The 12727-nt window shown below is 72.0% G+C and carries 13 protein-coding genes; 10 read left to right on the top strand and 3 right to left on the bottom strand.

The window, feature by feature from the left end; genetic code table 11:
- Window positions 1-363 precede the first annotated feature (363 nt).
- Entirely contained in the window at window positions 364-681 is a 318-nt protein-coding gene (locus ACIP9H_RS23755) for a DUF6204 family protein (RefSeq protein WP_401586518.1), read from the bottom strand.
- 6 nt (window positions 682-687) lie between these two features.
- Window positions 688-1428, bottom strand: coding sequence for a TetR/AcrR family transcriptional regulator (locus ACIP9H_RS23750; RefSeq protein WP_401586207.1), 741 nt, complete (start codon window positions 1426-1428; stop codon window positions 688-690).
- Between the two features lie 96 nt (window positions 1429-1524).
- Between ACIP9H_RS23750 and ACIP9H_RS23745 the strand changes: the two genes are divergently transcribed.
- From ACIP9H_RS23745 to tgmB, 4 genes are all read left to right on the top strand, one after another.
- A complete protein-coding gene (locus ACIP9H_RS23745; RefSeq protein ID WP_401586210.1) occupies window positions 1525-3075 on the top strand; it encodes an MFS transporter in 1551 nt (516 codons plus the stop codon).
- Between the two features lie 449 nt (window positions 3076-3524).
- Window positions 3525-5048 carry a cryptochrome/photolyase family protein gene (locus ACIP9H_RS23740; RefSeq protein ID WP_401586212.1) on the top strand — a complete coding sequence of 508 codons (1524 nt, stop codon included), beginning with the start codon at window positions 3525-3527 and terminating at the stop codon, window positions 5046-5048.
- A gap of 282 nt (window positions 5049-5330) precedes the next feature.
- Complete coding sequence (gene tgmA, locus ACIP9H_RS23735) at window positions 5331-5522, top strand: putative ATP-grasp-modified RiPP (RefSeq protein ID WP_360910595.1); 192 nt, start codon at window positions 5331-5333, stop codon at window positions 5520-5522.
- Between the two features lie 23 nt (window positions 5523-5545).
- The gene (gene tgmB / locus ACIP9H_RS23730; RefSeq protein ID WP_401586215.1) at window positions 5546-6478 is read left to right on the top strand and encodes an ATP-grasp ribosomal peptide maturase; all 933 of its coding nucleotides are present in this window, start codon (window positions 5546-5548) and stop codon (window positions 6476-6478) included.
- A 20-nt stretch (window positions 6479-6498) separates the two neighbouring features.
- Here tgmB and ACIP9H_RS23725 read toward each other — a convergent pair whose 3' ends face one another.
- Window positions 6499-7725 carry a saccharopine dehydrogenase family protein gene (locus ACIP9H_RS23725; protein ID WP_401960621.1) on the bottom strand — a complete coding sequence of 409 codons (1227 nt, stop codon included), beginning with the start codon at window positions 7723-7725 and terminating at the stop codon, window positions 6499-6501.
- 172 nt (window positions 7726-7897) lie between these two features.
- On the opposite strand from ACIP9H_RS23725, the gene ACIP9H_RS23720 reads away from it, so the two are divergent.
- From ACIP9H_RS23720 to ACIP9H_RS23695, 6 genes are all read left to right on the top strand, one after another.
- Window positions 7898-8638, top strand: a complete 741-nt coding sequence (locus ACIP9H_RS23720) for a TetR/AcrR family transcriptional regulator (protein ID WP_401960619.1) — start codon at window positions 7898-7900, stop codon at window positions 8636-8638.
- 92 nt (window positions 8639-8730) lie between these two features.
- Window positions 8731-9387, top strand: coding sequence for a response regulator transcription factor (locus ACIP9H_RS23715; protein WP_401586224.1), 657 nt, complete (start codon window positions 8731-8733; stop codon window positions 9385-9387).
- Window positions 9384-10583, top strand: a complete 1200-nt coding sequence (locus ACIP9H_RS23710; protein ID WP_401586227.1) for a sensor histidine kinase — start codon at window positions 9384-9386, stop codon at window positions 10581-10583. The genes ACIP9H_RS23715 and ACIP9H_RS23710 overlap by 4 nt, the downstream gene beginning before the upstream one ends.
- Window positions 10584-10631: 48 nt before the next feature.
- Entirely contained in the window at window positions 10632-11396 is a 765-nt protein-coding gene (locus tag ACIP9H_RS23705; RefSeq protein ID WP_401960615.1) for a DUF3152 domain-containing protein, read from the top strand.
- The gene (locus ACIP9H_RS23700) at window positions 11393-11995 is read left to right on the top strand and encodes a hypothetical protein (RefSeq protein ID WP_401960613.1); all 603 of its coding nucleotides are present in this window, start codon (window positions 11393-11395) and stop codon (window positions 11993-11995) included. Before ACIP9H_RS23705 ends, ACIP9H_RS23700 begins: the two co-directional genes overlap by 4 nt.
- Before the next feature lie 92 nt (window positions 11996-12087).
- On the top strand, window positions 12088-12708 hold the full coding sequence (locus tag ACIP9H_RS23695) for a TetR/AcrR family transcriptional regulator (RefSeq protein ID WP_401960611.1): 621 nt from the start codon (window positions 12088-12090) through the stop codon (window positions 12706-12708).
- Window positions 12709-12727: the final 19 nt, after the last annotated feature.

Below are 12727 nucleotides of genomic sequence, written 5' to 3'. Positions count from 1 at the left end.
GGCGATCCACCCGCCGCACAGCCTCACGGCCCGTCAGGCGGGCGGAATGCGGGACACCCCGCATGCGCCGCCCCGGGCGGCCTCGGGTCCCGGGGCCACTATTGCAGCGCCGCGTTAATTCGTTGAGGGGTCGGTGAAGGGCTGCGGGGGCCAAGTGCGGGCAGCCGTTGCGGTGGCAGGCGGCATGTTGTGCTCGTTGCCATCGTGGTTCGACGCACACGTAGATGGTGCTGCATCGCCTTCGCCGGGCGTTTCGGCACGCAGAGCGCACTGCTCCGCAAGCCGGCTCCTGTCGCGATCACCGCCTGCCCGATCGCATTCCTGACCTGGTGGTAAGCCGTGATGGCGGGAGGTTGAAGTTGGTCAGCGTCGGGGGCGCCGGATTTTCCTGTCGTCGAGGCTCGTGGCGGTGCCACGCAGTGTGCTGCGGCGGATTCCGCGGTTGGCCAGGTCGGCGGCTGCTCTGTCGCAGGCCCGCTGGACTGCGGCGGCGTCATCGGCGTCGGCGGGTTGCCGGACGACGCAGCGGTAGGTGGAATTGCGTGGCGGCAGCTCGGAGATGAGGGTTCCTTCGTCGGTCAACGTGGCGTTGAGGAGGTTGTGTTCGGCGGCGTTCCCGGTGAGTGCTGCACTCGGGCTTTGTCGAGGTCGGCAAACGTGCCGCGGACAATGCCGCGGCAGGTACGGTCACTCATGGGGCGAGGGTCTCCCTTCGAGGAGGGCGGGTTCGGCTGTCGGGTGTGCGTGGTTCTCGGCGAGCAGGGTGGCCAGTCCGTCGAGGAGGCGTTCGAGGCCGAAGGCGAAGCGGTCGTCCATGGACGGGGCGGTGAGGTCGCCAGCCAGGGCGACGAGGTTCGGGAAGGTCGTTTCCGGCAGTCCGCGCAGTCGGTCGGCCGCCGCCTGGGCGACTTCGGAACGGCTGGCGCCCTCGGTCTCGGATGCGGAGATGGGTGACTGTTCCTGGAGCACGAACCCTTGGACGAAGGCACCGAGAAGGTAGTTGGCCAGGGCGGCGTCGGCGTCGGTGAATCCGGCTTCACGTAGCCGGTCCAATTGCTCTTCCATGAGACGCAGCAGGTTCGGGCCGAGTGCGAGCCGCCCTGCGACGACCTTGGCGGAGTCGCGTTTGGCCAGCAGGTGCCGTCGGTAACGCAGCGAGTACTCGCGGAGCTGCTCCCGCCAGTCGCCCTGTCTGGGGGGCGCCTCGGCATCAGCCATGAGCTCGTCGGTGAGTAGGTCCAGTAGCTGTTCCTTGTTGCGGACGTGCCAGTACAGGGAGGCTGCCTTCACTCCCAGTTCGGCGGCGACCTTGCGCATCGACAGCCCGCTGATGCCTTCACGTTCCAGCACTCGCAGGGCTGCCGCCGCGAGGGTCTGGCGGGTCAGCCCCGGCTGTGCAGCGCCCTCGGCTGCGCTGTCCCGTGCCATCGGCCACCTCCGTCGAAGAAATCCGGCTTGCAATCTAACACCGTTAGGGGCAGGCTTTCGATTCCGATCGGCAAACTAACACCGTTAGGGTCTGTGATGGAGGAGTTCACCTCCCGGCGCAAGGGGCTCGTGCTTGCCACCTTGTGCGCCACGATGTTCATGGCGATGCTCGACAACGTCATCGTCAACAACGCCCTGCCCCGCATCGGGCAACAGCTGCACGCCGGTGTCAGCGGACTGCAGTGGGTGGTCGAGGGCTACAGCCTCGTCTACGCCGCAATCCTGCTCACCGGCGGCACACTCGGCGACCGGTACGGCCGCAAACTGATCTTTCTCACCGGACTGGCGCTGTTCACGGCAGGATCAGCGGCCGCGGCACTGTCCGGGGCAGTCGGCCCACTGATCGCCGCACGGATGCTGCAGGGACTCGGCGCGGCACTGCTCACTCCGGGCAGCCTGTCGATTCTGCGGCACGTCTTCACCGACGAAAAGGAACGGGCCCGGGCGGTCGGGCTCTGGTCCGGCGTCTCCGCCCTGGGCCTGGCGATCGGCCCGGTCCTGGGCGGGCCGATGGTGGATGCGTTCGGATGGGCCAGTGTGTTCTGGATCAACGTCCCGATCGGAGTGGCAGGGCTGCTGCTCGCCGCCCGAGCGCTGCCGGAGTTCGCAGGCAGGGCCAGGCGAGTGGACCTTCCGGGCCAACTGCTCTCGGTCCTCGGCTTCGGCGCCCTGGTCTACGTACTCATCGAAGGACCGGGCCGCGGCTGGACCGACACCCGTGTCCTGACCCTCGCAACAGTGGCGACAGCAGCCCTGCTGGCCTTCGTCGCGGTAGAACTCCGCACCACCGACCCCATGCTCGACCTGTACTTTTTCCGTGACCCGGTGCTCAGCGGAGCCGGGGTGACCGGATTCGTGATCAGCTTCGGCATGTTCGGGGCGTCGTTCTTCTTGCCGTTGCTCATGCAGGACGTGATGGGATGGGCGCCGTCGAGCGCGGGCCTGGCGGGGCTGCCCATGACCGCGATGATCGTCGTCGCCGCGCCGCTGTCCGGCACACTCACCGCGCGCTGCGGCCCCCGGATTCCGCTGGTGACCGGCCTGACCCTGTGCGCGGCAGCTCTCGCCGGCCTCTCGCTCTACGGTCAGCACGCCCGCTACCTGGAGTATCTGTGGGTGTTGCTCGCCATGGGAATCGGCATGGGGATGACCTTCACACCGGTGTCCGTCACCGTCATGAAACGCGTCCCGCTCGCCCAGGCCGGTATGGCCTCTGCGATCCTCAACATGCTGCGTGAGATCGGCGGCGTCGTCGGCGTCGCCGCCCTGGGAGCCGTTCTCACCAGTCGTCTGGCCGCCACGCTGACCGGATCGCTCGACCGGCTCGGCGTTCCCCCCGAAGCCCGCCAGGGCATCGCAGACTCGGCCGCCGGCACCGGTGCAGACACAACCCAGATCCTGCCCGCACCCGTCCACGACGCCGTGAACGCCGCCTTCGTCGAAGGGCTCCATCTGGCACTGCGTTGCGGCGGCGCGGCCATGGCCACCGCAGCTGTGCTCGTGGCCGTCCTCCTCCGCTCGACACCGAGCCAGGTCACCGAGCCCGCCGACGAACCGGTACAGCGAGACGAACCGGCTTATCGGTAAGAGGAGGACAAGCGGGGGGATGCGGCGGGCGACGGCGGTGGTCGTGATGCTGGACGAGGCCACTCGCAGGCGGTTGGAGCGGACCGTCGCGTCCGCATCCGGGCAGGTCCGGCAGGTACTACGGGCCAGGATCGTGCTGATCGCGGCGGACGGACCGACGAACAGCCAGATCGCTGTTGCCCGCGCCACCAGCCCGAACACAGTCTGATCATCAACATGCACGGACACGTCGTTCCAGGCGTCCCGAAACAACACCCGACCAGCTTGACCGAACGCATGAGGCCCCCGCACGGCGGAGAGCCGCACATGCCCGGGGCCGGGGCGGGATCCGCTCCGGGCGGCGCGCGTGCCCCGGACGACACGTTCGGGCGGTGCGGCGCGCGGGCGGGGGTCGGGCGGCGCACGATGGGGTGGCCCGATCCTCAGGCCGTCCCCGGGAGCCCAGCGCGATGACGCCCCGCACGCCCCGTCCGCACTGGCTGTTCGGCGACCAGTTGGGGCCGCATTTCCTCGACCCCGCGGGCGGTGGGCCCGATCCCGGGGCGCCCGTGGTGATGATCGAGGCGCGCTCGGTCCTGGCGCGCCGCCGCTTCCACCGGGCCAAGGCCCACCTGGTGCTCTCGGCGATGCGCCACCGCGCCGCGGAACTCGGCGACCGGGTCCACTACGTGCGGGCCGGGACCTACGCCGAGGGACTGCGCAAGGCGGTCGGCAAGGGCCCGGTGACCGTCTGCCGTCCGACCTCGCGCGCCGCGCTCGGCCTGGTGACCACGCTGGACGGGGTCGAGGTGCTGCCCGACCGCGGCTTCCTTGTGCCGGCGGCCGACTTCGCCGAGTGGGTGGACGGCAGGGAGGGCGGGCGGCTGCGGCTGGAGGACTTCTACCGCTGGGTGCGCCGCTCGCACGACCTGCTCATGGACGGCGACCAGCCGGTCGGCGGCCGCTGGAACCTCGACCACGACAACCGCGAGCCCCCGCCGCGGGACCGCCGCGGCGCCACGCTCGGCGCCCCGGAGCCGTGGCTGCCCGACGAGGACGCCGTCGACGAGGAGGTGCGGCACGACCTGGACCGCTGGGAACGCGACGGCCTGGTCCGCTTCGTCGGCCGCGACGGGCCGCGGCGCTTCGCCGCCACCCGCCGGGAGGCGCTCGCCGCGCTGCGCCGGTTCACCACCCACCGGCTGCCGGACTTCGGCCGCCACGAGGACGCGATGCTGGCCGGCGATCCGGTCATGAGCCACAGCCTGCTCTCGGCGCCGCTCAATCTGGGCCTGATCCATCCCGCCGAGTGCCTGGACCGGGCCGAACGGGCGCTGCGGTCCGGAAAGGCGCCGCTGAACAGCGTGGAGGGCTTCGTCCGGCAGATCGCCGGCTGGCGGGAGTACGTCTGGCACCTGTACTGGCACTTCGGCCCCGACTACCGGCACCGCAACGCGCTGCGCCACCGCACCCCGCTGCCGGACTGGTTCCTCGACCTGGACGCGGACGCGGTGCGGGCCCGCTGCCTGGCGACGGTGCTGGCCCAGGTCCGGGACACCGGCTGGACCCACCACATCCCGCGGCTGATGGTGCTGGGCAGCCACGCACTGCAGCGCGGCTGGGACCCGGAGCAGCTCACCGACTGGTTCCACCGCTGCTTCGTCGACGGCTACGACTGGGTCATGGCCCCGAATGTGACCGGCATGTCGCAGTTCGCTGACGGCGGCCTGATGACGACCAAGCCGTACACCTCCGGCGGCGCGTACATCCACCGCATGAGCGACCTGTGCGACGGCTGCGTCTACCGCCCGACGGAGCGGACCGGGGAGCGGGCCTGCCCGTACACCACCGGCTACTGGTCCTTCCTGCACCGGCACCGCGCCCGGCTGGCGTCAAACCACCGCACCGCGCGGGCAGTTCAGGGACTGGACCGGCTCGGCGACCTCCCCGACGTGCTGGCGCGGGAGGCCGGGCGCGGCGACGGACCTCCGTAACGGGCCCCGTGACGGACGTCGCACGGGGCGCACCCGTGACGGTGCGCAACCTTCGCCGCGCAGCGGGTACGCGAAGGGGGATGCGGCACGCCGCCCTCTACCCACCAGAGTCGAATTGTCACGGAGAGTAGCGAACTCAATGCACTCCAGGCACGTATAGTTACCTGCGTCACACCGGTAACAGGGAACGGTTAGGACTCCTGAGCGAGTCTCATACGTAGAGCCGCAGTTGGGCGCAGGGCCCGGAACCCGCCCGGCCCGGAGTGACAGTGAGGAGAAGCCATGCGACCGTTCGCGCTGATTCATGCCCGGCCGGCTACACCGGAAACGTTCACACCCAACTACACCTACGACTCCGCGCTTCAGCTGAACGTCCTGCCCGACGGACGTCCCGTCATCAGCGACCAGGGCCTGCTGCTGGCCACCGGCGCCACCGTCTCCACCGCGGGGTCCAAGACGCACTTCGACGACTGACCGCGCCTGCCCACCCGCTGCCCATGACCGTCCTGATCCTCACCTCCCCCGAGGACGTGACAGCCGACCTGGTGGTCGCCGCGCTGCACGACCTCGGGGCTCCTGTCGTGCGCCTGGACCCCGCCGAACTCCCCGGCGAGGTCTCCATGTCGGCCGAGTACGTCCGCGGCGACGTGCACGGCTACCTGTCCGTCCAGGAGCGCATGGTCAGCATGGGCAGCGTGCGCTCCATCTGGATCCGCAGGCCGGGCACCCCCGGCTCCGGCGCCGTCGAGCAGTCCGAGTGGCTGTCGGCGGAGGCCGGGCGGGCGCTGTACGGGGCCCTGCGCTGCGTGCCGGCGCGATGGATGAACCATCCCTCCGCCGCGGAGCAGGCCCGTTACAAGCCCTGGCAGTTGTTCACCGCCCACCACGCGGGGTTCGCGGTGCCGGCGACGCTGATCACCACGTTCCCGCAGGCGGCACGGGAGTTCGCCGAGCAGCATCCGCAACTGGTGGTCAAGTCCGTCTCCGGTACGCACCCGGGCAATCCGCCGATGGCCCTGCCGACCACCCTGGTCGCCCCCGACGCCGACTTCTCCGCGGTCGCGGCGGGCCCGACCCTGCTCCAGGAGTACATCCGCAAGGCCGCGGACATCCGGCTGACCTGCGTGGGGGGCCGGCTGTTCACCGCCCGCAAGAAGTCCGGCCCCGATCAGGTCGACGGGCGCTTCGGCAGTCCGGACGACGCGCGGTGGGAGCCCGTCACGGCCCCCGCCCGGATCGCGCGCGCCGTGCGCGCGTACATGGACACCGCCGGACTGGCGTACGGGGCCTTCGACTTCGCCGAGGACGAGGACGGCACCTGGTGGTTCCTGGAGTGCAACCAGGGCGGCCAGTTCGGCTTCGTGGAGCTGGCGACCGGGCTGCCCATAACGGACGCGATAGCGGGCTGGCTGGCACCCGACCCGGGCTGACGTATCGTCAGTACGCGGGGTCAGGACTCCCGGATGCCCCAGGGCGAGCCGTAGCCCGTCAGCAGGTCCAGGAAGGGCCGCGGCGCGAACGCCTCGGGCCCGAGCACCCCGGTGCCGGTCCAGGCGCCGGAGGCCATCAACTCCAGTGCCACCACGGGATTGACGGCCGTCTGCCAGACGACGGCCTGGGAGCCGTACTCGCGCATCGACCACTGGTTGTCGACCACGTGGTACAGGTACACCTCGCGCGCCCGGCCGTCCTTCGTCCCGGTCACCCAGGTCCCGGCGCACGTCTTACCGTGCATGCGCTCGCCGAGCGTGGCGGGGTCGGGCAGGCAGGCGGCCACGACGTCCCGCGGGCTGACCCGGACCGGACCGCCGTCCCGACCGGCGACCGTGACCGCCCCCGTACGGTCGAGTCCCAGCTGGTGGAGCGTTTTGAGGGTGCCGATGAACTCCTCCCCCAGCCCGTACTTGAAGGTCACCCGCCGCGCGTCGACCCAGCGCGGCATCAGCAGCACCTCCTCGTGCTCGACGTTGACGCAGCTGACGGGGCCGATGCCCTCGGGGAAGTCGAAGACCTCCGGCTCGCTGAAGGGGGCCGTGGTGAACCAGCCGCGGTCCTCCTCGTAGACCACCGGGGGGTTCAGGCACTCCTCGATCGTGGTCCAGATGCTGAACGAGGGCGCGAAGTCGTAGCCGTCGACGGTGAGGTTCGCGCCGTCGCGCACCCCGAGTTCGTCGATGGTGTCGAAGAGCTCGTCGGCCGCGTAGCGGGCGAAGACGTCCGACAGCCCGGGCTCGACGCCCATGCCGACCAGCGCCAGCCGTCCCGCCCTCTCCCACTCGGCGGCCCGCTCGAACTGCGCGTCGCCGAGCTTGACCCCGCACTCCTCGTACGGGCGCTCCGGATGCGGCCGGGACAGCGACATCGCCATGTCGAGGTAGTCGGCGCCCGCGGCGAGCGCCGCGCGGAACAGCGGCATCACGAAGCGCGGGTCGGTGGCGTTGAGCAGCACGTCGCAGCGGTGGGCGGTGAGCAGCGCCGTGACGGCGGCCTCGTCGGACGCGTCGACCCGGGCGGCGGTGAACCGGCGGTCGCCGGCGGCCGACACGGTGGCGACGGCGGCCTCCGCGCGCGCCGGGTCGTGATCGGCGACCACCATCGCCTCGAAGAACTCCCGCCGGGCCGCGATCCGCGTGATCGCGGTGCCCACGCCGCCGGCTCCCACAAGCAGTACCCGCATGGCTGTCCAGTCTCCGTTTCCGAGGCGGTGCCGCCTCTGGCAGGGGTGCCCCGTTGAGTCCGATGCACCCGATGCACCCGATGCCCTGATCGAACGCCCTGCCCGTTCCTACGGTCAATGGCGTTGGCATAAGCTCGGCTCAGCGTCCGGGAAGCGTGCGAGGGAGGCGGCCGTGCCGAAGAGACCGGTGTCCGAGGCGGAGCGCAGGCGCCGCCGCCCGACCCGCGGCGGAGCCGTCCTGTCGCACCGGCTGATCCTGGACACGGCGCTGCGCATGCTGCACGAGCACGGCAGCGCGGGGCTGACCGCGCGGCGGCTCGGCATGGCTCTCGGCGCGGACCCCAGCGCCCTGTACCGCTACTTCCGCGGCATGGACGACCTGATCCTGGCCCTCGCGGACGACCTCATGGGCCGCGCCGCCGACGGCTGGCAGGGCACCGGTGCCTGGCGCGACGACCTGCGCGACCTGGGCCTGCGGGTCCACGCCGCCTATCTGGCGCATCCGCAGGCGGCCGTGCTGACCGCGGGCCGCGTCTCCGGCCGCCCCCATGAGACCGCCGCGGACGAGACCATCCTCGGCATCCTGCGCACGGCCGGGTTCCCCGATCCCGACGCGGTCGCGGTCTACCAGGCCTTCATCGACCAGGCCCTGGCCTTCGCCGCCCTCGACGCGGCCACCCTCGCCCTCCCCGCGGCGGCCCGCGAGGCAGATCACGCCGTGTGGGGCGCCACCTACGCCCGGCTCCCCGCCCGCACCCACCCGCACATCGCCGCCACGGCGGGCCTGCTGGTGGCGCGCATGAACCGCAGCGCCTACCCCACCGCGCTGGAGATGTTCCTCGACAGCGCCGAGGGCCGTCTGACGCGGGCGCGCGGCGCCGCGGCACCGGTACCGCCGGACCGCCGCCCCTAGGCCGAGGCGGGGCCCGCGCGGGACTCACGGCCGGTTCACATCGCCTTTGCATACTGGAAGGTCCGGGAAGGCCGACGAAAGAGGATCGCCGCGTGCGCGTGCTGGTGGTGGAGGACGAGGAGCTGCTCGCGGAGGCGATAGCGGAGGGGCTGCGGCAGGAGGCGTTCGCGGTGGACGTGGTCCACGACGGCGAGGCGGCGCTGGAGCGGCTGGGGGTCAACGAGTACGACGTGATGGTGCTCGACCGCGACCTGCCGCGGCTGCACGGGGACGAGGTCTGCCGGCGCACGGCCGCCTCCGGTGCGGACGTGCGGATGCTGATGCTGACGGTGTCGACGACGGTCGCCGAGCGCGTCGCGGGGCTCAGCCTCGGGGCGGACGACTACCTGGCCAAGCCGTTCGCCTTCGCCGAGCTCGTGGCCCGGATCAGGGCGCTGGGCCGGCGGGTCCGCCCGGCGGCGCCGCCCGTGCTGGAGCGGGCCGGCATCCGGCTGGACCCGCATCTGCGGGAGACCTACCGGGACGGGCGGTACGTGGCGCTGTCGCGGAAGGAGTTCGCGGTACTGGAGGAGCTGCTGCGGGCGCAGGGCGGCCCGGTGTCGGCCGAGGACCTGCTGGAGCGGGTCTGGGACGAGAACATCGACCCCTTCACGACCATCGTGCGCGTCACGATCCGCGGCCTGCGCCGCAAGCTCGGCGAACCGGGCGTCGTGGAGACCGTCACGGGAGTGGGGTACCGGATCCGTTGAGCACCGCACCCGGCCGCACCGCACCCGGCCGCACCGCACCCGGCCGCACCGCACCCGGCCCCCCGACCGGCCGCTCCTGGCGCGGCAGCCTGCGCGTCCAGCTCACCCTGGTCTTCGGTCTGCTGTTCTTCGTGGCCGGCGGCGCCGTGCTGGCGGGGTCCTTGATCCTGGTCCGCCACAGCATGCGCTTCAGCCTGGACCTCGCCTTCAGCCCGAAGGTCTTCCCGGGGTCGGAGGTGACGAAGACGATCATCGTGGAGTCGATGCAGTCGAACCTGCTCGCCAAGGGCGGGCTGACGGTGCTGGCGGTCGGGCTGCTGGCGACGACCGCGGGCTGGCTGGCCGCGGGCCGGCTGCTGCGGCCGCTCAACCAGATCACGTCCACCGCCGAGCGCATCGCCGGCCGGACCCTGCACCGCAGGATCGCCCTGGACCTGCCCTCGGGCGAGGTGAAGCGGCTGGCCGACTCCTTCGACCGGATGCTGGACCGCCTGGACGGCGCCTTCGCGGGGCAGGAGCGCTTCATCGCCAATGCGGCCCACGAGCTGAAGACCCCGCTGGTGATCAACCGCACCCTGGTCGAGGTGGCGATGAACCGCCCCGGCGCCACTGAGGAACTGGTGCGGCTCGGCGAGAACCTGCTCGCCGTCAACGCCCGTCACGAGCGGCTCATCGACGCCCTGCTCACCCTGGCCCGCGCCGAGGACGCGCTCACCGACCGGGTGCCGCTGGACCTCGCGGACGTCGGCCGCACGGTGCTGGCCGCGACCGCGGCCGAGGCCGAACGGGCCGGTGTGCGGCTGGAGTCCGGCCTCGGCCCGGCGCCCGTGGTCGGCGACCCCATCCTGCTGGAACAGCTGGTGCGCAATCTCGTCGAGAACGCCGTCCGCTACAACGAGCGCGGCGGCCTCGTACGGATCACCTCCACCGATCTGCCGGGCGGCCCCCGGATCGTCGTCGGCAACACGGGTGCCGTGATCTCCGCGCACGAGATCCCGGTGCTCTTCGAGCCGTTCCGCCGGCTCTCCGACCGGGTCGGCTCCGCGCGCGGCAACGGCCTCGGCCTGTCGATCGTACGGGCCGTGGCGCAGGCGCACGGCGGCGATGTGACCGCCGAACCGCGCGCGGGCGGCGGCCTGACGGTGACCGTCGCCCTGCCCGCCCAGCATCCTCGCGGCGGTGTGAGGAGGGCGTGAGCCCCGGCGCTCACCGCCGTTTCACCTGCTGGCGTGTGGAGTTGGCGCATGAAACCCAGTGCGAGCAGTGAGCGACGAACACCGGGGACCGTACGCCGTGTCGCGGTCCGGCGGCTGGCCGCGGGGGCGGTGTGCGCGGCCGGCCTGGCGCTCGCCGTGGCGCAGCAGCCGGTGCGCGAGTGGGCGGTGGCCGTGGCGTCGGGGCACGGGAGCTCCTCGTCCCTGGACGGCGCCGCGTCGGCCCGCGTCCCGCAGCACGGCGACGGCAGGTTCACCGCCGCCCCCGCCGGGACGGGGAGCATCGGGCACGGCACCTGGCGGCTGCGCTACGCGGTGGAGGTCGAGGACGGCACGGGCTACACCGCCGCGTCCGTGGCCCGCGAGGTCGACCGGATCCTCGGCGACCGGCGCGGCTGGACCGCCGAGGGCATCGTCTTCCGGCGCGTGGCCGGACCGCCGTACGACTTCGTGGTCAAGCTGGCCACTCCGGACACCACCGACCGCCTGTGCGGCTCGTACGGCCTGGACACCGGCGGGGAGGTCAACTGCAGCGGCGGCAAGGACGTCGTGGTGAATCTCAGGCGCTGGGTGCTGCTCAGCCCGTTCTACGAGCACCGGACGGCCGACTACCACGCGCTGATCATCAACCACGAGGTCGGCCACCGCCTCGGGCACGGCCACCAGGACTGCCCGGGGCCGGGCCGGCCCGCACCGGCGATGATGCAGCAGATCAAGGGGCTGCACGGCTGCGTGCCGAACGCCTGGCCGTACGACACCAAGGGCCGGCCGATCTCGGGCCCGGCGGCCCCGTGAGCGGGCAACTGGTGCAGGTGCTGCGGGCGATGCCGCTGTTCTGGCCGGGGGCGCTGCTGTCGTCGGTGGCCGCGGGTGTGTGCGCCCCCCGGGTGGCGCGGCGGCTGGGCACGGGGCCCGTCACCGCCTTCTGCCTGGTGCTGGCGCTGGGCGGCATCGCCGTGACCACGCTGCTGGCGGACATCACGACGGACCCGAACGCCATGCGGCGGTTCGGGGCGGGGACCTTCGCGACCGACTGGACCCCGCCGGGCCCGGCCGACCTCGCGGGGTTCAATCAGCGCAGCCTCAATGTGCTGCTGTTCGCGCCGCTGGGGCTGGCCGTCGCCCGGACCCGTCCGGCACGGCGGGCCGTCGGCCTGGCGGCGGCGGCCGCCGTGCTGCCCTTCGTGATCGAGGCCGTGCAGTACGAGGTCGTGTGGCTGATGCGGGCCGCCGACGCCCAGGACATCGTCGACAACCTCTGCGGCCTGCTCGCCGGCCTGCTCGTCGGCACGGTCACTCGTCCCCTCGTCCGCAGGACCTCCCGCCTTCCCGCCCCGCCCGACGCGGCCGCCGACCCCGCAGCCTCGCACGGCGAGTTCCCGTCGAGGGCGTGACACAGGACACGTACGAAACGGTTTCGTTTCGCTGAGCACTCCCCTAGGCTCAGATGAGTACGAAACCGTTTCGTTTAGATCGGTGGGACCCCATGTCCGAAGCCGCCGTGGAGCGCCGCTCCCGCCTCACCCCCGAGCGGGAGGCGGAGCTGTACACCAGCACGCTCGACCTGCTCCGCGAGGTCGGCTACGAGGCCCTCACCATGGACTCGCTCGCCACGCGCTCGCGCTGCAGCAAGGCGACCCTCTACCGCCAGTGGGGCGGCAAGGCCGAACTCGTGGCCAGGGCGCTGCGGCACCAGAAGCCGGTGCACGCCGCCGACATCGACACCGGGAGCCTGCGCGGCGACTTCCACGCGATGCTCACCGTGGAGGACGACAGCCGGCTGGCGCGCGACTTCGCGCTCATGCGCGGACTCGCGATGGCGATGCACGCCAACCCCGACCTGCTGCGCGCCTTCCGTGAACTGATGGTCGAACCCGAGCGCAGAGGCCTGGACGTCGTCCTGCGGAGGGCCGTCGACCGCGGCGAGGTCCGCGCCGACAACCCCGCGCTCGGCTACCTGATGCACATGCTCGTGGGCGCCTTCGTCACCCGCGCCGTGATCGAGGACCGCCCCCCGACGGTGGCCTACCTGACCGCCTACCTGGACGCGGTGATCCTGCCCGTGCTCGGCGTCGGCCCCGCGGACGACGGCCCGCCCGCCGGCTGACCCGCCGCACCCGCATCCC

Origin of the sequence: Streptomyces sp. NPDC088732, assembly GCF_044751205.1 — a bacterium.
Taxonomy (GTDB): Bacteria; Actinomycetota; Actinomycetes; order Streptomycetales; family Streptomycetaceae; genus Actinacidiphila.
The sequence above is the reverse complement of the archived record's forward strand: the minus strand, read 5'-3'. Positions and strand labels throughout refer to the sequence as shown.

Bases quoted from the DNA above. Each gene is read 5' to 3' on its own strand.
- ACIP9H_RS23750 (WP_401586207.1), bottom strand. From the start codon at position 1,428: ATGGCACGGGACAGCGCAGCCGAGGGCGCTGCACAGCCGGGGCTGACC.
- ACIP9H_RS23745 (WP_401586210.1), top strand. From the start codon at position 1,525: ATGGAGGAGTTCACCTCCCGGCGCAAGGGGCTCGTGCTTGCCACCTTG.
- ACIP9H_RS23740 (WP_401586212.1), top strand. From the start codon at position 3,525: ATGACGCCCCGCACGCCCCGTCCGCACTGGCTGTTCGGCGACCAGTTG.
- tgmA (WP_360910595.1), top strand. From the start codon at position 5,331: ATGCGACCGTTCGCGCTGATTCATGCCCGGCCGGCTACACCGGAAACG.
- tgmB (WP_401586215.1), top strand. From the start codon at position 5,546: ATGACCGTCCTGATCCTCACCTCCCCCGAGGACGTGACAGCCGACCTG.
- ACIP9H_RS23725 (WP_401960621.1), bottom strand. From the start codon at position 7,725: ATGCGGGTACTGCTTGTGGGAGCCGGCGGCGTGGGCACCGCGATCACG.
- ACIP9H_RS23705 (WP_401960615.1), top strand. From the start codon at position 10,632: ATGAAACCCAGTGCGAGCAGTGAGCGACGAACACCGGGGACCGTACGC.
- ACIP9H_RS23695 (WP_401960611.1), top strand. From the start codon at position 12,088: ATGTCCGAAGCCGCCGTGGAGCGCCGCTCCCGCCTCACCCCCGAGCGG.